8 protein-coding genes and 2 pseudogenes are annotated in these 20,500 nt (G+C 40.8%); 6 read left to right on the top strand and 4 right to left on the bottom strand.

Annotated features, from left to right (window positions below; all coding sequences use genetic code 11):
• Together BN202_RS03060 and BN202_RS03055 are read right to left on the bottom strand one after the other, a co-directional pair.
• Nucleotides 1-453 (bottom strand): annotated as a pseudogene (locus tag BN202_RS03060) (hypothetical protein); the annotation flags it as partial.
• Between the two features lie 956 nt (nucleotides 454-1,409).
• Nucleotides 1,410-6,386, bottom strand: coding sequence for a DEAD/DEAH box helicase (locus BN202_RS03055; protein WP_019219063.1), 4,977 nt, complete (start codon nucleotides 6,384-6,386; stop codon nucleotides 1,410-1,412).
• A 656-nt stretch (nucleotides 6,387-7,042) separates the two neighbouring features.
• Between BN202_RS03055 and BN202_RS03050 the strand changes: the two genes are divergently transcribed.
• The 6 genes and pseudogenes from BN202_RS03050 (at nucleotide 7,043) to BN202_RS09685 (ending at nucleotide 18,527) form a co-directional block, all read left to right on the top strand.
• Nucleotides 7,043-8,839 carry a ShlB/FhaC/HecB family hemolysin secretion/activation protein gene (locus BN202_RS03050; protein WP_019219061.1) on the top strand — a complete coding sequence of 599 codons (1,797 nt, stop codon included), beginning with the start codon at nucleotides 7,043-7,045 and terminating at the stop codon, nucleotides 8,837-8,839.
• Nucleotides 8,840-8,862: 23 nt separating this feature from the next.
• Nucleotides 8,863-16,890 carry a hemagglutinin repeat-containing protein gene (locus tag BN202_RS03045; protein WP_019219060.1) on the top strand — a complete coding sequence of 2,676 codons (8,028 nt, stop codon included), beginning with the start codon at nucleotides 8,863-8,865 and terminating at the stop codon, nucleotides 16,888-16,890.
• A complete protein-coding gene (locus BN202_RS03040; RefSeq protein WP_019219059.1) occupies nucleotides 16,887-17,300 on the top strand; it encodes a hypothetical protein in 414 nt (137 codons plus the stop codon). Before BN202_RS03045 ends, BN202_RS03040 begins: the two co-directional genes overlap by 4 nt.
• Nucleotides 17,301-17,495: 195 nt before the next feature.
• A complete protein-coding gene (locus BN202_RS03035; protein ID WP_034987391.1) occupies nucleotides 17,496-17,975 on the top strand; it encodes a YajG family lipoprotein in 480 nt (159 codons plus the stop codon).
• 129 nt (nucleotides 17,976-18,104) lie between these two features.
• Nucleotides 18,105-18,323, top strand: a pseudogene (locus tag BN202_RS03030) (hemagglutinin repeat-containing protein); the annotation flags it as partial.
• A 60-nt stretch (nucleotides 18,324-18,383) separates the two neighbouring features.
• On the top strand, nucleotides 18,384-18,527 hold the full coding sequence (locus BN202_RS09685) for a hypothetical protein (protein ID WP_019219056.1): 144 nt from the start codon (nucleotides 18,384-18,386) through the stop codon (nucleotides 18,525-18,527).
• 223 nt (nucleotides 18,528-18,750) lie between these two features.
• Here the strand turns inward: BN202_RS09685 and BN202_RS03025 are convergent, their stop codons facing one another.
• Together BN202_RS03025 and BN202_RS03020 are read right to left on the bottom strand one after the other, a co-directional pair.
• Entirely contained in the window at nucleotides 18,751-18,951 is a 201-nt protein-coding gene (locus BN202_RS03025; protein ID WP_004860538.1) for a helix-turn-helix transcriptional regulator, read from the bottom strand.
• Between the two features lie 206 nt (nucleotides 18,952-19,157).
• The gene (locus tag BN202_RS03020; RefSeq protein ID WP_019219055.1) at nucleotides 19,158-20,324 is read right to left on the bottom strand and encodes a tyrosine-type recombinase/integrase; all 1,167 of its coding nucleotides are present in this window, start codon (nucleotides 20,322-20,324) and stop codon (nucleotides 19,158-19,160) included.
• Nucleotides 20,325-20,500 lie beyond the last annotated feature (176 nt).

Raw genomic sequence — 20,500 nt, 5'->3', positions numbered from 1 at the left:
ACGGGCGTTATCATAAATTTGTGCATTTCCTTCAATTACAACGGCGTTGCTAGCATGTGCATTGCCCGATAGCTTCGCATTGTCCTTTAATGTCATGCCTTCAAAAATAGCATTTCCATAAATTTGAGCATTGCCATAGACGTCGACAAAAAAGCTTTTTACTTTAGCATTTCCAAAAACGCGTGCATTTTGAAAGACCCGCGCTTTATTATATACCCAGCAATTACCCTCATGAGAGAGGTTATCTTCCTTTTCGATATAGCCGCCGAGATCACCAGCCTTAACATCTCCAAAGTCTCTTAAGGCTCTAATTCGAGTTAAGAAATGACCATCTATATATTCACAATCATCAATAAATTCGTATTTTTTTGCAGGCTCTTGTTTATTAACAGATGCGGTTTCATTTGAAATGTTAGAGGAAACGGGGGTGTTTTTTGATATAGAATTTTTCATTTTAAATTCTTTCTAATCGTAATGAAGTTTTCAATTGACGCGCTATAAAGGCGCCGGGCGTTGAAAACACGGCGATTAGTCCGTCGTCACACTTTTCCCATAAGGGTATTGCATGGTGTGACACACCCGACAAAATCATTATACGCTTTAATACGTATAAAAAACAGTCAGTATTTTAAAGACTTGGAAAGATTGTTTCGTAACCTATCCGCTAATCGTTAAGTGTTTTCAGCACTTGAATATTTCTATAACAAAATACGTATTTATTGTCAAATAATATTTTATCTTTTTTGATATTTTTTTGTATCTTTTAAATACGTTATGTATTGATATTGTCATATGATTATCAATTGCTTCTTTTATATTTATGTGCTTTTAAAGCTATATTATAGGCTTTATGGAACGATTGCGTTATGTTTTGAATCTATACATTTATAATATTAAAAACGCTCTCATAATGCGTATTTTTATCTTTATAACCTATCATTTTTTTACTAAATGAATTTTAATTTTTTTGTGAATTTTGTTTATAAGGGGCCCTAATGTAAACAACCTATAAATACAACCTGTAATATATATTTTGTAGGGGTTTTGGGGGTATATGGGGTGCTTATACTTTTTTCAAAAATTAGGGAATTAAAAGCGTAAAGTAATATAAGTATTCACAACAAAGCTTTTGAAAACAATAAAGCTATCATTTTAGATTACGGTATAATCTTTTAAAGGCAATGTAAAAGAAGCGTATTCACTTTAAGATAGGGTTTCTTAAAAGTATTAAAGCAATCTAAATAAGAGTATCTAAAAGTGCAAGTTTCTTCTTTTTAGAATAACGCATATAAACACTCCTTTTAAGATTGTATGTAAGTAATTTAACAAGAGAGGTATAGATTATGGTTATAAGACTCTATACCCCTTGTGAGTTTAGCAAGCCTATAATGTGAGCATGCTTTATAAGTTTATTCAGTTTCTCTAATTTCTAATTTTGGTAAATTCTTAACAATCTTCATTGTTTCTAAACTTATGGTAATAACTCTTTGAAATAATTCTAATGGATAAGCAGGGTTTCCAATGGTTTCAACAGCATAACAATTGGCATCATTAACAATACCACTCTTTTTATCTGTTTTTACACATTGACGTTTCATAACCCATTCAAGAGCAGGCTTGCCATTAATGATATACTCATAAGCTTCAAGAGGAATGTTTGTTATTGTGATATTGCTATTATAAAAAACAATAGATTTATCTTTTATCTTATTTTTGCTAAAGAATTGCATTTCAGTCACGTAATAAAATTCCTCAGGATTAGAAATATCAGTCTGTTTTGGATTGCCTTTTTTAAAAGTGACTGGATAAGGCTCTACATCTTCATAGTTTACATGCAAATGACCCAATTTACGCCCTGCTGTAACAAATATCCAAAAATCTTCAGCGCTTTTTACACAAGGGATATGAGGCAATTCTTTAGAGAGGTTATCAGCATAACGAGCGCGATAATCTTCTGAATGTAAAAGACCATAAACGTAATAGAATAAATCATCTTTAGTGATAATCTCATTAGGATAAGCCGTTTTAAAATGTGCTAGCCCTTCATTCGTAATGGCATCACGCCTCTGTAAACCAGATGTTGTGTTTTCTTCTGTAGAAATTAAAAATAAATGAGATTGTTTCTCACTTTTATTTTTTGAAACCGGAGTGTCTTCATAAATATACCTTGGAAAACATTGACTAGTATCCATTGCATGAAAATCAGGTACTGTCTTAATCATGATGACAGAAAAATCTTTCGTTGCTCCTATGCCGGTAACTTGTATCACTCTATTTTCAACCGCTTCTCCTATCGGAAATATGCGCGGCATTTGATAAACTCTCTCATTGAAAGTACGATTATAATAAAGCCATTGTTGTGTAAAAGGACGATACAGACTTTGTGTAAGGCACGTATCTTCAAGTTCAAAAACTTTTCCTTTTACTAGTTCTTGCTTAACATTATGACTCCAACTGATTTTACTTCCATCAGAATTTACAAAATTGTTTATAGCATTTTTACGTATCCTGCGATCAACATGTCCATAAGCATCATTAAAACGTTCTACTTCACTATTATAGAAAGTAATCATATTGTGCATGTTTTTTGTGAGAGATACGCGGCTTGAATTATAGGTCCAAGCATCACGACTTGTTACTATACCACAAGAAAACGTTTCAAAGAGCTTTTTATTATGCCCCTTTTTATCACCTAAGGCTAGGAATGTTTCAAAATTGTTAGCACGTTGACCAAGCCAATCACCATGTCTGTCTGGTGTAATTATTTGCCAACTGTTTTCACGTGTAATACCGTTAATACTACCAAAATCCTTAATTGTCTTAAGCTTTTTTTCTCTTGTGCAGTAATCTTCCACAGCATGGAAATATATTTTCCCACGCTGTTGAGATTCTGGATTTTTTACAAGAATAGAGATAGCTATAGGCGCTCGAGATCCCTCACCAAAAATTCCACCACTTTCTTTCTTACGTTGTTCTCCAGAAGTCCGAGCATCCCCCCGCAAATGGAAAATATAAAGGCTATTAAATTCTTCAACGAGGCATTTTCGTAAGCCAGCCATAGCATTTGCATCTACAAAGCTTGCATTTGTGACAAAACCAATAACACCACAATCTTTTATACGGTCGCTTGCCCAACGAATAGCACGAATATAACTATCATACAGATTTCGTAGAAGACTTGCATTTGACCGAGCAGCATAAGTTTCACGAATACGGTCATTCAATATGGGATAGGGAGTGTTCTTTGCATTATCATTTTCACTTTTTTGCCCAGTTGAATAAGGAGGATTGCCAAAGATAACTTTGATATTTAGATTTTTCTGATGTTCTAAATATTCACTGTTTTCTTTAAATAACTCTTGCAACAAATCTTTCCTTTCAAGCATTTGGAATGTATCGGTTAAACCAATATGCTTGAATGGGATATAATTTCCTTTCATAAGACCATGATAGGTTGCTTCAATATTAATGGCTGCTATGTAATAAGCGAGCAAGACAATCTCATTAGCATGGATATCATAACGATATTTATATTCCATATCCTCTGGTTTTATCAGTTTAGATTGTAAAAGCCGTGTGATAAAGGTACCAGTACCTGTAAAAGGGTCGAGAATAGAGACACCACGTGACCCTAGACTTTTTCCAAACTCATTGCGCAAGACATCATCAACAGAATGAATAATAAAATCAACAACCTCAATGGGGGTATAAACAATTCCTAATTTTTCTACTGTACGTGGAAAAGCATAACGGAAAAATTCATTATACAGCTCTACAATTAAGCTTTGTTGTGCTTCAAGATTGGTAATTCCACGCGTGTAAAATTGTATACTCTTAGAAATATTGTTGAGATCTTGAGATTCTTCTTTAAGAGTAAACTTATCAAGGATATTGAGTACACGTTGTAAAGCACAAGATACGGGATTTTCTTGAACAAACTGATGCCCCTCAAATAAAGCATTAAAGACTGGACGCGTCACGAGATGTTGTGCAAGCATTTCAATTGCGTCTTGTTCGGAGATATTTGTATTTAAATTGCTACGCAATTCGGTCATAAAATCGTTAAACACCTGCCGTGTTTCAGTTTCTGATTTTGTGAAAACCTCAGTTAAGCGTGTGATATGAGTTTGAGCAAGATCAGCAACATTTATTGCCCATTTTTTCCAATAGCTAGGATCGTAAAATCTATTAACAATAGCAGCTCTAATGGCATCTTTACATTTAGGAAAAAAGCGGAATTCTCCTTGTTCTCCACCTGTGTAAGAGGGGTCACAAGTTAATGATCCAATATTAAGTCCTGAATACTCTAATTTTGAGCGTATAGGTAAGTCATCAATAACCGTGGTCGTATCTTCTAACGCAAGTTCTTGAGAAGCAGCAACAATTTCAAGAGCATAACTTACGTCTTGCTTTTTGTGCATATGGTGAATTATTTTATTAAAGTTATCATCATGGGCACGTAAAGCATTGAGAACTTGCCAGATGACATTATACTTTTGGTTGTTTTCTAAGGCTATTTCCGGCGGAATATTAGCGGGTATCCCAATGGGTAGAATGATATAGCCTCTTTTTTTACCCTCGGCTCGACGCATGACGCGTCCTATTGCTTGAATAATCTCAATTTGACTTTTGCGCGGGTGTAAAAATAGAACGGCATCAAGAGCAGGAACATCAACACCTTCAGAAAGACAGCGTACATTGGTAAGTACACGACAAGTATTTTCCCCCGCATCTTCCTTTAACCAGTCAAGTTGTTTTGTACGCTCTTTAGTACTAAAGGTTCCATCAATATGGGCAAGGGTACAGTTAAGAGGGGGAGTATCTTTATAGTTTTTATGAAGAGCGCGCAAAGATTCTTGCACTTTTTCTTTTTTGAATCTTTTGCATATGCGTTTAGAAGTATCAATATCTTTGCAAAAAGCTAAAGCTCTACGCATGGGCTTGGGGTCATCCTCAAGATCAAGTTTCAGATCCATTTTGGTAAGGGCTCTATAACAGCCATTAATCTTGGTCCTATCATCGAGAATAAGTTCATAATTCTTATCGGTAATAAGATGTTGAATGGATTGGCTTACTTCTTCTTCGTTGACAACTAATATGATAACTTTACAAGGTGATAACAGCTTATCTTCTAAAGCACGCGAAAAGTTGTAAGTGTAAAGTTGTTTGCCATAGAGTTTTTCATTATCCATGGACACCAAAACGTTATTGGATAAGACAGCATTTCTTTTCAGCTTGTCACTAAAGATCTTTGGGGTTGCTGTCATATACAGACGTTTTTTACCCCGAATGATGCTGTTATCATGAACCTTGATAAATTCAGATTCATGCTTGTCTGTTCCTAACACAACCCCAGTTGTTCTATGCGCTTCATCGCAAATGATTAAATCAAATTCGGGTAAACCATGGTCTTTTTGTGCATCCGAAATCACTTGAATGGAATGGTAAGTCGAAAAGACCACGGTCATCACATCAAGAGAAGTCTTATTGGCTTTACGCGCAAGTGCTTGCGCATCAGTCGTAGCCGGCAAGACAAGATCAGAGGCATCGAGACTAGCCTCATCATCATGTTTCCCTTTACGACGCTTGCCCACTTGTGTATCCGAACACACCGCAAAGGAACGCAAGGGCACTTCTGTATCAAGGGTCCATTCACGGATTGTTTGAGAGATAAGAGCAAGGGAGGGCACCAAAAACAAAACACGCTTGCCTTTTCCTGCTATGTGTTCTGCTATCTTCAAACTGGTGAAAGTCTTGCCCGTTCCACATGCCATAATCAGCTTGCCACGGTCTGCTTCTTTTAACCCTTCACAGACTTTCTCAAGGGCTTCTTTTTGATGATCTAAAAGCTTTTTTTTGGGTTGTTTTTTAAGAACGGCTTGTCCTTGTTCTTTATACGCCCCCCAATCAATTTGACTGTTCTCTAAATCAAAAAGGTTTATGCGTTGAATACGAACCTCTTGTCCTTCACAAGTCAGTTCGACATTATCACTCCAATCTGTTTCGGTGCTATCAATCAGAATACGACGGGTGAATATTTTCTTGCCAGACGCTGCTATAAAACTATCAATATCTTCTTTTTTAATTATGTGAGAGGCGTCATAGCATTTACATTGAATAGCCGCATAGCCACCTTCATCACGGACTGTAGCGACTAGATCAATGCCAATATCAGTTCCATCTTCTCCATGCTCCTTAGCCCATTCCAAATAAGTTTGAACCTTTTCGTATTCCTGCTTTTGAAGCGGGTCGTTTGTTAAATAAGCCATGATAAGGTTTTCAAACATGGTTCCTAATTCACGGGGTGATTTTGCTCGTTGACGATAATATTCTAAGAGAGAGCGTAAAGTGACGTGTTCATTATCAGACTTAACAGATTGTAGCATATTATAATAAAAATCCCTTATCTTATGAGATGATCAATAATCATCAAAAGAATCAAAACGAATTCAATTAAATGCACTTAAAACAAATATCTATAGAAATGGGAAAAAGCGCTAAAAAGCCGATATTTTTTTCAAAAGTTTTTTAAAAAGCTACTTATCCACAGCCCATGACATGAGGTCAGATCAGCAAAATAGTGAAATTTGCTATTCGTTTCACGTGTTAATCAAGACAAATGCACTATGTGCTTTTAAGATATCAAAATATTTATTTTGATAGGTTTTATCACGCATTTTATAGATAGTTTTTGAAGGTTTCTCAAACCTTCAAAACTCATAGATTAGGTGTCCTTTGAAGGTTCATTCTATGAATAAGGGGATATGGTTGACTATGAATAAGGGGATATGGTTGAGCAAATTTATCCTTTATATTTATGGGGATATTGATATATTAACCATTGACGGGCTAAACAGTTTTGTTTAGAGGTCTTCCTACATAAATGTGGGGGAGAGATCTTCAGCAGTTAAAATAAAGCAGTTTTGGGTGTCACTTTTCTTTGGTTATAGAGGCATGTGCTTTTGTTAAAAGCGTTATAGGGCAGTGGCTGTTTTGAGTGGTATTGTTAGCGGTTCCATGAAGTTCTTTTAAAGAATGCTTCATGAATAGTGCAAAGCGGGGGCAATCTGTATTGTTTTCTGTATTTTTACGCCAGAGTTCTCTTTTGAGAATTTTTCGTGCCATTTTTGTTTTAGTTGGCTTGTTTACAGGTGTAAGTGTTTATGCGCGCTCCTCAGCTATTTTTCATTCCCCCACCGATAATTTTTCTCGCCAACAATCTGAGAAGCAGCAATTAGAAAGAATTGAGAAATTGCGGTCTTTAACGCCTAAAAGGATAAAGACGCCTTCAGAGCAAAATCCAGAAACGCTTTTGGGTGGGAAACAATGTTTTCCCATTCATGCTCTTGTTGTTAAGGGAGTGCACCATGTCAAAAAGCGCTCTATATCAGCCGTAACAGAGCCTTATGTTGGAAGATGTATTGGTCTTGTCGATATTCAGCTCTTAATCAAGAAGTTAACCAAAGTTTATTTGGATCAAGGCTATGTGACGGCGCGTTTTTATATTCCAGACCAAGATATCAAAAGCAATAAAGAACTGAAGTTAGTTGTTGTTGAGGGGAAGCTTTCAGATATTTACTATAATGGTTCTCCAGCATCTCGTTATAATCAGATTGTGTGGAGTGCTTTTCCAGGGCTTAAAGGTCATGTTCTTAACATGCGCGATATTGAACAGGGTCTTGATCAGATCAACCGTTTGAGTTCAGCGCATGCAAAAAGCGAACTACTCCCAGGCGGTGAAGATGGAAGCACCATTGTTAATATTAGCAATCATCCTGATAAGGCATTTAGTGTTACGCTTACGCATGACAATATGGGGCAAGCCTCCACGGGTTATGCGCGTTATAGTACGGGTTTAAAGGTAGAAAATATTTTAGGGCTCAATGATTTATGGGACTTTGGCTATCAACGCAGTGGACGAGATTATTGGGGTGGGAGTAAGCAAGAAGGGCATAGCAATAATATTTCAGCGAGTGTGAGTATTCCTTACGGTTATTGGACATTTTCGTTAAATGGCTATCTTTATGATTATCAGAGCCTTATTAAGGGCAACTTTACAGATATAGAAACGACAGGCAATTCCAGTGAATTGCATGCTAGCACCAGCCGGGTTCTCCATCGCGATAGTGTTTCACTTACCACGCTGAATTTGGGTCTTTCCTATAAAAAGACCAACAATTATCTTCTAGGCAATAAGATTGAGGTTGGCAGTCGTCAATATAGCGTAGCCAATTTTGGGATTTCGCATTCCCGCCAGATGCTGGGTGGAACATGGACTTTTGATGTCAGTTATTTGCAAGGTCTTCCCTTGTTTCATTCTGTCAAGAAGCACGATCCAGGAGCAGGGGATGCGGAGCCGCAATTTGCTAAATTTACCGGTACGATCAGTGCCATGACGCCTTTTAAGGTAGGGGGCTTGGACTTTATACTGAGCAATCTTTTGAGTGGGCAATATTCTCCGCATAATTTATTGGGTGCTGAGCAGATTTCGTTGGGCGGCGCTTCTAATGTGCGTGGAACCCGCGAGAGTTTGCTTTTTGGCAATAACGGTTTTTTTATTCGTAATGATTTGTCTTTGCGCGCACTACCGTGGAGCAACAACGCTTCTCTGAAAAAAGTTTTGGGTGAATTGCGTCCCTTTATTGGTTTAGACTATGGGCGTGTTTTTTCGCAGCCCTTGTATGGATTTACGCATGAACAGCTTGCCGGTTGGACAGCAGGGTTCAAGTTTGCGGGGGGGATGGTTTCCCTTGATGCAAGCTATTCCAGTGTTTTCTGGAGCACAGTTAAGCACAAGAATCCTGGAACATTTTTAATGACATTAACAATGGATCTTTAAGCATATTATTGGGGAATACAAGCATGAGATATGAGCAGAGAGCAAGAAGAGCAACATGGTTTGAAGTTTTAGTCTCTAGTACGATGCTCAAAAAGGTTTTGCTAGGTGGGATTGGTTTACCTTTTCTTTTACAACCAGCAACGCTACAGGCGCAAATTGCTGTTGACACTAACGCAGGTGCCGCTCATCGCCCAGATATTGTGGCAGCCCCCAATGGAGTTCCCTCGATTGATATTGTTACCCCCAATGGCAAAGGCTTATCACACAATAAATATTACGATTTCAATATTGGCAATCCAGGCGTCATTTTAAACAATCATGCGCAAGAAGTAGGACAATCGCAGTTGGGTGGCATTATGCCGGGCAATCCGCATTTGCGCTACTCTGGTTCGGCGAAAGTGATTTTAAATGAAGTCACCAGCAGCAAGCGCAGTGCGCTTCATGGTCCAGCGGAGGTTTTTGGGAGCCCAGCTGATGTGATTATAGCAAATCCCAATGGGATAAGTTGTGATGGTTGTGGCTTTATCAATACGCCCCATGCGACCTTAACCACGGGTGTACCAGAAATTGATGGGAGTGGTTTTCTAAAAGGGTTTGAGGTTCAAGGTGGGGATATCACCTTTGGACCCCAGGGAGCTAATTTTTTCTCAAGCCAAGGGGCTGTTGATATTGTCGATATTGTCTCACGCACAGTGCATTTTGAAGGAGCTGTTGCGGGGAGGACAATTGGAGTGACAGCAGGGACCGGTCACTTTGATTATGCTTCTCGGCAGATGAAGGAGTTGACCGATATTACCGGCAAACCGGAATATGCGATAGACGGTTCTGCGTTAGGTGCTCTACAAGCGGACAGAATAAAACTTGTGGCGACAGAAAAAGGTGTTGGGGTTCGCATGCGCCATGATATGGCAGCCAATGCGGGGCAGTTGCATCTTTCTGCTGATGGAAAAATCTCGTTGAAGGATGTCTTTGGTCATGATGGCGTTGTTCTTCAATCAAAAAGCGATACCCTTCATGCAAAGCACATTACATCGAAAAAGCATGTTGAGATTGCAGCAAAAAAAGGTGTCACGTTAGAGACAGTTGGTGCGGATGGTCATTTGAGCGTAGATGCGCAGGATGGGCTTTTAACGATTAGCGGAAAAGCTACCTCTGGGAGCCATCTGGAGCTTTCTTCGCGCCATGCTCTCCAAGTTTCAGGGCTAGGGTCAGGCGCTGATGTGACCCTTGAATCTGGTGGCGCACTGAATATTGGTGGTACGGTTTTAGCGGGGGGTAATTTAAGGGCGCATGCCGGTGGTGATATACAAGCCTATTTTTTAGCTGGTGGGGTTGATATGGCAGCAACACAAGCTGCTGGTAGCCTTGTTTTGGGCAGCCATGGGGATGTCGATCTCCAAAGTGGAGGCGGGATCATTAATGCCGCAAATATTTATGGAGCAGGGAATGTCACACTTGTTGCATATCATGGGCTTTCTGTTTCTCAAACGATCCTGTCGCATCAAAATGTTGCCATTCATGTTGAACCGCATGCCGGCATTCATTTTGGGCAAGTTTTAGCCCATGGCAGAGCAGACATTCATGGTGGGGCGGTTGATTTTTCTGCCATGATGACAGGTGATGATGCGGTTTTAAAGGTGGGAAGCCTTGATGCAGGCACATTGATGACGGGTTTAGATTTTGTTCACTCTCAGGTAAGTCCTTCGAACCCTACAGGTGCTCTTGTTTTTCATGATAAAGGTGCTCTTTCTATTACAGCACAAAGGGGCGTAAAGGTTGGACATATTATCAGTGGTGGCAATATTGACCTTTTTGCTGGCAACGACATTTATTATGATCAGATCATAGGCTATGGCACAGCCACATTGACATCGGTATCAGGAGGGATCAGTGTTGAGAATGTGCTGTCTGCTAAGGGGGATGTGAGATTGACAGCCAACACTCTCGATTTGAGCAATAATCGTTCTCATATTTATACGCCGCAAACGCTGTATTTAACTGCGGATCATATTTATGTCTCGGGCAGCAAGCTGATTTATGGCGGTTTAGATTTTCAAAGCACCAATGTTCTTGATATTCACCATGCAAGGCTACAAGCTGTTACCGATGAAGGCGGGACTGGAGATATTCTCTTTGTTGCTCCAGGCGTTATGGTGGATGAGGCCACATCGGTTTTAGCGGCACGAGATTTTGTCATCAAAACAGGGGAGCTTAAAAATAGCGGTCAATTGGCAGCAGGGCATGATTTAGCCTTTAGCGTGAGGGGTGATGCGAGGAACAGCAAAACGGGTTTAATTTATGTGAAGGGCAATGGTGCTTTACAAGTTGATGGGGCTTTGCACAATGATTTTGGTGCCATTGTTGCAGAGGGTGATTTATCTTTCACCAATGCAGAAGGTGCTGGAAAAAGCCTTTCCCTTGTCAACAAAGCAGGCTTTATTCAAGCTGGTGGAAACTTAAATATCCAAACCAACAGTCTGAAAAACGAAGCCGATAGCACACCCGTTATCACGGAAAAAACGGAAGAAGTCGCCATCGCATTCGAAAAACCAGAGGGTTTTGATTCAATTAAAAATGCGATTTTGTATCATACAACAAGTATAGCAAATGAGTTGGGGATGGAACTATGGGGCGTTTCCTATAAGGAAGCTGAATGTTCAGGAAACACATGTAATCTTCACATTAAAAATTCTTTGGCCAACAAAGAGGCAACTTATGGTAAGATAACTTTAGAAGATGGGATAGTATACAAGGCGTTTACTTGGAAGGAAGAGAATAAAAGTTGGCTTTTTTTTCAAGGGTACCGATGGAATAATTTATCTCACATGATACAGAAAACTGTCACGCAAGAATTTTCGCCTACTCGTCAAGGAATGATACAGTCTCACGGCAATCTCATCATTAACGCTGATACCATTGACAACCATTATAGCTCTATAGAAGCAGGGGGAAATGCCGATATCCACGCCAATGTGCTGACCAATTTGGGGGCAACAGCTTATAAAAATACCTATATGGGTTGTCAGGCTAATACGGATGCTTATTGTTATGCTTATAACGCTGATGGAAGCCGAAATGTTGCTTTAGATATAATAAATAATGATGGTTTTCGCCAAACTGGTTCAAAAGTTCTTGATAGCGTTTCTGGTCTTGTCCAAGCGGGTGGCACGTTGAATTTGGTGGTCGATCAACTCAATAACACGGCAGCGAAAGGTTCCATTACAGGAGATGCGCATTTTGAAGCAAAAACCGTTGAAGGTAATCCACTGGAGGACTTAAGTGGTTTAACTGGGGCTGGTGCTCTCTTTACACCAAAAGTAGATCTCAATAATGCAGGAGAACTTTCTGATGGGCTTCCTTTACCAAAGCCCCAATCGGGTGGGGTTGGGGGCACGCTGCCCAAGCAGAATTTTATTTATGAAACGCGGGCAGAATTCCTTGATGTTGGCAAGTTTTATGGTTCAGCCTATTTTTTGAATAGAATTGGTTACAATCCTGACAGAGAGATTTTTTTCTTAGGGGATGCTTATTTTGAAAAGCAACTGATTGAGAAACAAATGCGTGATCTGGTTGGTCAAGGTTTGGGCAAGGGCTCTTTCATTCCTGGAAGTGATGCCATTGAACAAGTCAAAAACTTGCTGGATGTTGGGGCAGATTATGCAAAAACACACAATTTGACTTTTGGTGAGCCTTTGAGTGAAGAACAATTAGCCTCTCTAGAAGCCCCGATGGTGATTTATGTGCGCCAGCAGGTCAAGGGCATGGATGTTTACGCACCGGTGCTTTACATTCCAGAAAAAGACAGAGCCTCCTTTGTTTCTGCTGGTGCCTTGATCATGGGGGATGATGTCAATATCACCAGCCAAAATACCAGCAATTCCACGATAACCAATTCAGGGCGTATTGCAGCCTCACACCAATTGCATGTGCATGGTGGGGATATTCTCGCTCAAGGAGGGCATTTTGCTACTGGTGGTGATGCTTTTTTAGTTGCACAGAAGAATATTCGTTTAGATGCAGGGCGCACAACGGTTGACGGCGTGGAGACCGTTTTAAATACCGATGCGCTTTCTGCTGGTGGTAATGCAAGCGTGATTGCCAAACAAGATATCACAGCTTCAGGGGTGAGGATCACCACGAAGGGTGATCTTGCCATGGCCACAGAGCAGGGCAATTTAACAATAGGTTCAGCGCAAACGTATTACCCCAGCGAACAGGGTGATGCCAGCATGCATCATAAATCGCAAGTCATTTCTGGGGGCTCAACGACACTTGCTTCTGGAAAGGATCTCAATGTTCTAGGCTCTGATGTTCAAACAAAGGATAATCTTCTCTTAAAAGCTGAGGGCAATGTTTCGATTGATGCTACCCGCAATAGCATGGACAATCATACGCAGGATGGGCAAACCTCCCATGTCACCTTACACAATGGCTCTCATTTAAGTTCTGGAAAAGATACCACGGTCCTATCCGGCCAAGATATTCATATTGCTGCTTCTGATATAGATGCGAAGGGCAATGTTGCTCTTGGCGCACAAAGGGAGATAACAATAGGGGTGAGAAACGATGAAAGAGATTATCATTTTCAGGGCAGCGACTTTAGTATTGACAGGCAAGAGTCTATTTCTCTGGGCTCTTCGATAAAATCAGGGGGTGATACCACGGTTGTTGCGGGGCAGGATGGAAAGGCGCATGACCTTAGCATCACGGGCAGTTCCATTGCTGCTGAGGGTAAGGTTGGGCTGAAAGCCAGCAACGATATTCTCATCAACAATGCAGAGGATAGCTCACACCGTGAGATATCTAGCTACACAGATGGCGGTTTTTTTGGGGGAAGCTCATCCTATCATGAAACTTTTGGAGCTACCCAAGTGGTAGGTTCAAGTATAGCAGGAGAAAAAGGTGTTGCTCTTGAATCTGGAAACAATACGCAGATTGTAGCGTCGATGCTCACAGCAGGCAAGCCAGGGGAAATAACCGATCAGGCAAAAGCGGATATTACCATTCACTCTGGGGGAAAGATTACTATCAAAGGTATTCAAGAACACTACGACCAGCAAGAACAATCCTCAGAAAGTAGTTTTTTGCATGAGGAATCCTCCAATAGCTCTCAATCGCATAGCACAACGGTCTCCTCTATCCTTGGGGCAACGGGCAACATTATCACGCAATCAGACAAAGAGACTACAATCACAGCTTCTCATATGTTTGCAAATGAAGGTATTCATGTGACGGGAGAAAATGTGACGATTGATGGCATGACAGATCATCATGAGAACCATTCAGAAACCCATGAAACAGGTTTTGGTGTGGGTTCAGGCAAGGGCTTTGTATCAGTATACGGAAGTGAGTCAAAGACAGAAAATGAAGAAAGTTTTGAACATCAAGGCTCTTCTCTCAATGGGAAAAATATCACCATCACCGCCACCAAAAAAGATGTGAACGTGGTGGGCTCTGATTTTACTGCGCAAGAAAATATTCATGTTTCGGCAGTCCATGATATCAATGTTTCACCTGGTCACAATCGTCATAGCGCAAGCTCAAAGGAAGAACGCACAGGTTTTGGGTTTCAGTTTGAAAAGAACCCTAGCGGTGCTTCCGTGGGTGTTGGAATTGCAAGCGCTAAAGATACGGGCGATCAATGGGAAAATACCAATACGCCATCTCATTTCAAGGCGGGCAAAGATGTGCAGATCAATGGTGGCAATGATGTGAATTTACAAGCAACCATTGTTTCGGCGGATCGTGATGTCAACATTGATGCTGGCAATAATATCACCCTATCAGAAAGCTATGATACCTCTAACGCAAAAGAAAAGCATGAAAAGTCTTTTGCTGGTGTGACAGGCTCTGTCAATGTGGGTATTCTTGGTACAGTAAAAGATGTAAAGGATGCAGCCAAACGTTTTGGTCATGGGGATACAAAACACAAAATCGGTAATGGTCTTATTGCTGGTCTAAAAGGCTATGATCTCTATAGCAAAGGCAAAGGTCTTTATAATGAGATGAAAGGTGGAAACAAACAGTCTATTCGTGATATTGCTGATGTTTCTGCTAGCGTAACCGTGGGCTTTAAGACAGAGAAGGCAGAGGCATCGGTTCAGACATCTACTGCGGTAACAGATAGCATAGAAGGCGGGCGCGCTGTTAACATGCATGCCCACAAAGGCAGCATCCATGGTGTTGGAGCCGATATTATTGCTGGCACAAACCCGATGCAAAGCAATGATGAACAGAGTGGAAATATCAACTTGGGAGCAGGTAAAGATATCACCTTTGAAAGTGCGCAAAACACGCAAAGCACACAAAACCATACCCAAAGTGTTTCAATGAATGTTGGGTATAGTTATGGCACCGGTGGCGCAGGGTGGATGGGGAACGCTTCTTTTGGCAAAGGCAAGGGTTCCAGTGAACAGGTTCAACAAAAGAACAGCCATATTATTGGCACCGGCACTGTTCATAGCACAAGTGGAGGCAACACCACACTGGAAGGTGCAGTGCTTTCTGGAAACCGTGTAGAGATGGATGTTGGTGGTGATTTTACTGTTATAAGCCGCAGTGATACGGGACACAGTTCCAGCAAGCAAAACTCTCTTTCTATTGGGTTTAATGGTGGAAAAAAGAATGATGCAGCTACAACCAATATATCCTTTAACAAGGATAAATCCTCTAGTGATTATCACAGTGTTGTGGAACAATCAGGCATCAAAGCAGGTGATGGCGGCTTTAAGATCAACGTTAAAGATAAAACAACACTGACCGGAGGCATCATTGCCAGCACCGCACCGGCAGACAAAAATAAACTGACCACAGGAAGCATTACCACCAGTGATATCAGCAACAGTGCCCATGCGCAAGCTAGCAGCCAAGGTTTAAGCATTTCTGCGGGTGGTCCGATGTATCAGGGCAAATATGGTGTCGGGAAAAACATTGCTAAAAATCTCTTAGATCATTCAAAAGCTCAAGATTCAGAGGAAGGATACACCAAATCCGCCATTAGCGATGGCACCATCGTCATTACTGATGAAGCAGGGCAGAAGGCATTGACAGGGCAAGATGTTGAGCAAGCCATAGCCTCCCTTAATCGTGATACTGCCACCGCCCATAAGGGTGTACAACAACTCGATGTAGGCAAGCTGGAACAAATCGTCCATGAAAACCGTGAAATGGTAACGCAACTCTTAGAAGAGGGGTTTAAATACAGTGATGACTCCTATAAAACCATGTTTATCAAAGAGCACCCCATCGCCGTGGTCGACCGTGATGAAAAGGGTAATATACTCTATGAAATAGATGCAAATGGGGTACCTATAAGAGACGCTCGTGGACAACCAATACCTCACGCACATTATTTAACAGATGAAGAAAAGGAACATTTACAAGAGGGTGCTGATGGCAAGGTGCATGTGTCCTTTAATGGCATCTTTACTCCACCAGAGGAAGCAGCTGTTTATGCGGTTCAACATGCTAAAAATCAAAATGAACCGCTCTATTTTGTTGTGTTTCCCCAAGCGGATTCTGCCATTTCAGAACTTCTGGTAGCAGGGTACCAGAAGTTTATGGAAAATAACTTTTGGGGTTTAACCAATTCAACACAAGAAGCAAAAGATTTGGTGTATAGCCATGGTATTACAGGGTTGGAACTTTATGGCCATAGCCGTGGTACCATGACATTGGGGAATATGCTGTATTCTTTCAAACAAGAAGGTGTGCACGGTATAGCCGACAATACGAATATCAATTTCTATGGACCAGCCTTTAATGTTTTAGTTGCATCCGGTCTGTTAACTTATGTGAGTGATGGCAAACAAACTACTATTGGCTTTGATGGGCATAGATATGACTTTGTAAGCAGAATTATTGGCGGTAATGGCTATACCTATGAGACAGCACCTCCTGGCAGTAACGTTTGGACAGAATGGTGGAGAGTGACCATGAATCCCATAAGCTCCCATACCTGTCTTGGAGATGCGAGTGATAAGTGTACATGGCGTTATGGTTTATCTCATCGTGAACAAGTTCCTTCAAGTAAATCATGGAGTAAAAAATGAAACAAACCTTAAAATTATTAAGTGCGATAACTCTATTGAGTATAGCTGGATGTCAGTTTAATAAGCCTCCTTCAGGATACTTGACTGCTTGGGAGAAGCCAGGAGCAGATTTTACTGAAATAGGAAAAGCATTATTAGAATGTGGTATGCCAACGCCTTATGATGTATTTCCAGAAAATAGAAAGCAGAGCATCAATGCAAAAGCAACAACTTATGCTTGCATGATTCAATCAGGATTCCGCTATAAAGATGAAGAAGTAGCAAGAGCGGGTGGCCCATGTTATACTTTTAGAGCCGAAAACTTGCCCATTTGTCGTCCAGGTGCTGTGATCCCGAGGCCCAGTGTCAAGAAGCGCTTAAACAGCCCTTTTTGTAAAAAATATAAAAATGCACCTGAATGCAAACCTTAAGTCTTTCTTGTGGTGATCAACAATTAGCCATCCTTGCCTTCGCTTGGAATGGGGGGATTGTTTCCTCAATCCACTATCTCAATATTGTTCACCACTGTTTTAAACAGCGGTGACAGAAAATATCACCAGGCTTACGAGCCTTCTTATTGTAAATAAATCCATTGAAAGAGGGGAAAAATGAAACAAACCTTAAAACTGAAAAAAATCTTAAAACTATTGAGTTGCATGGCTCTGTTAAGTACAGCTGGATGTCAGTTAGGCAATCCTCCTCCATCGACTTTGGCTTTATGGGAAAAGCCTGGAACAGATCGGGCTGTCATTGAACAATCACTTTTAAAATGTGGCTGGAAACCGGTTTATGCTTCTTCTAGTGATATGAATTCGTATGCAAGTGAATTTGCTTCAGTTTATGAGTGCATGAAAAAAGCAGGCTTCCGGTATAAATTGCAGGATTCAAGGGGGATTTATTTTACACAACCTCCGAAAGGTGACTCGTTCCTAACCGATCTCATGATAGCTGGATATCAGCAATTTATGGATAATGACACTTTTGGTCTCAGCAATACGAGCAAGAAGGAACGGGCCATGATAGCGCATTTTGAGAATGAAAGAAAACGTCAACAAACAAAAAAAGCTTTACAAAAGCGACCATCAAAGCGTCCTAGCCATTCTTAAAGAGGGAGTTAGACAAAAGCACGAATGATGTAGGGGGGCCAAAGCAGTGTCCTCCTTTATTCACGCGGGTGGCAGTTTAAATCTGTTGGTCGATCAACTCCACAACACGGCAGGTGAAGGTTCAATACATTAGGAGGGTTGGGGGGCTCTACCAAGGATGCTCTTGCCAATATGGCTGGTGCTTCTGGCAGTGTAACCGTGGGCTTTAAGACAGAGAAAGCGGAGGCATCTGCTCAGACATCTACTGCTGTAACCAATAGCATAGAAGCAGGACGCGCTGTTAATATGCAAGCCCACAAAGGCAGCATCCATGGTGTTGGAGCCGATATTATCGCTGGTACCGCGCCGGCAGAAAAAACAGCCTGATCACAGGAAGCATCAGCACCAGTGATATAACCAACAGTGCACATGCTCAAGCCAGCAGCGATGGGATCAGCATTTAATCTTCCCATATGTCGTCCTGGTGCTGTCATGCCTCAACGAAGTGTTGAGAGACGCTTAAATAGCCCTTATTGTAAAAAATATAAAAATGCACTTGAATGCCAGCCTTAAGTTTTGCTGTTTGTGATGATCAACAATCCGCCCTCCTTGCCTTTGTTTGGAATGGCGGGATTGTTTTCTCAATCCAACATCTCAATATTGTATGTAAAGCAATATGGCGTAGAATGTACTTAGTAATCCTATAACCAGGTTGCGATACAAGACGGATTTTGTTATCTCTAGGTTGATGAGCTTGAGAAAGCCTTGTTCGTCTTTACGTAACAAGGTTTTCTTTTTATGCCGCGTCGTTATAACGTTGCTGTTTCGCTTGCTCGATGACATTGATAAGATCCGATTGTAACCAACGCGATAAAAAACCAAATTTTAAAGGTTTCGGGAGAGATCCATTGGTCACATGACGGCGGAATGTCGAAACACTCATATGAAGCAATTTTGCACTTTCACGGTCTGTCAAAAGAATATCATTTTCTGTCATACTAAAATCCTTTCTATCAAAAAATGAGAACAAATCATAACTATTTATTAACCATATTTTACATCATATGAAAGGTATTTAGTCTATAAAAAACAGTGTTTTATTATAGTTTTTCTGATGTGATAATTTATGAATCTTATTGAGATGATATGAGAGAAAAGAGAGCTAAAGTTATCCACAGATCATGGGGTTATGCACCCCATATCTTAAGATTTACCGGTGACATAAGCCGCCCATTTATCCATATAGACACGTCGCTGTTCTAGATAATCAGTGCGACGATAGGCACGTTCTACTTGCCCCCCGACCATATGACTTAGGATGGTTTCAGCGACCTCATAGGGGGCATCAGTTGTTTCAGCAAGCCAATCGCGTAAACTAGAACGAAATCCATGGGGGCAGGCTTTAAGACCAGCGCGTTGCATATATTGTGACATACAGCGTGCAGCGAGGGGACCGCGACCGGTTGCAGAAAAGAAGAAATCATTGCGAGAGAGCAAGCGGGCTTGTTTTAAGATTTCTAATGCCTCTGTTGATAAGGGCACGCGAAACTCTGTTGTAGCATCGCGTTTCCCTTTCATATTCTCAGCAGGAATAGTCCATATATCGCCATCGACTTGATCTTTATGAATATGACGCAAAGGATATGTGCGAACGCCTGTCAAAATAAGCAAACGTAATGCCAGATATGTTATGGTTGTTGTTTTACAAAGCGTTTGATAAAAGGCTGGGACATCTTTCCAATCCATAGCTGGTCTATTCGTGATCTTATGGCGTTGTTTGCCTAATAAAGCTTGTGCTTTTTCTGTTGCCTGTAAATCAACATCCAATCCTAAGGCAGCCGCATGTTTAAGACAAAGATTAAGACGCATCAATGCTGTTCGAGCAGTTTTAGCTTTTGTATGCCAAATAGGGGCAAGAACATTGCGTATCTCTGTTTGAGTAATTTCTGAAACGGGCAAACAGCCTAATTTGGGAAGAATATGAAGGCGTAATGGTAAAAACCAAGTTCCATCTTTACCGTCACCTTTTAGTTCAGCTTTACGGCTTTCAAAAGCATCTAAAGCGATATCTTTTAAATAATGGAGATTGCTTATTGCCTCACGCTTTTGTTTATTGCGTTCTTTAATAGGGTCACGCCCCTCACGTAAAACAGCACGCCATTGCATTGCACATTCACGAGCTTGTTTTAAAGAAACATCTCGCAACGCACCCAAGCCCATTTCACGGCGCCGACCATGAATGGTATACCGTAAAATCCATTGAGCACCTCCATCTTTACGCTTATGAAGTAACAAGCCGGCACCATCATTATATTTTCCAGCCCCCAATGTTGCGACAGACCTTGCATTAAGACGGTTCATAAGAGCCATTTTTAGTCCTTTCTTATACAAATTTGATCCACACACTCATCCCACTTGTTATGTGCAAACGAGTGGTTTTGATTGATTCAAGATATACAGATTTGAAATGAGAGAATCTTACGTTATTCGGGGTTCTCATTCAATATGAATAACGCTAAATTGTCATTATAAATCAATGCCTTGAA

This window comes from Bartonella florencae (genome assembly GCF_000312525.1).
Classification (GTDB): Bacteria; Pseudomonadota; Alphaproteobacteria; order Rhizobiales; family Rhizobiaceae; genus Bartonella; species Bartonella florencae.
The sequence above is the reverse complement of the archived record's forward strand: the minus strand, read 5'-3'. Positions and strand labels throughout refer to the sequence as shown.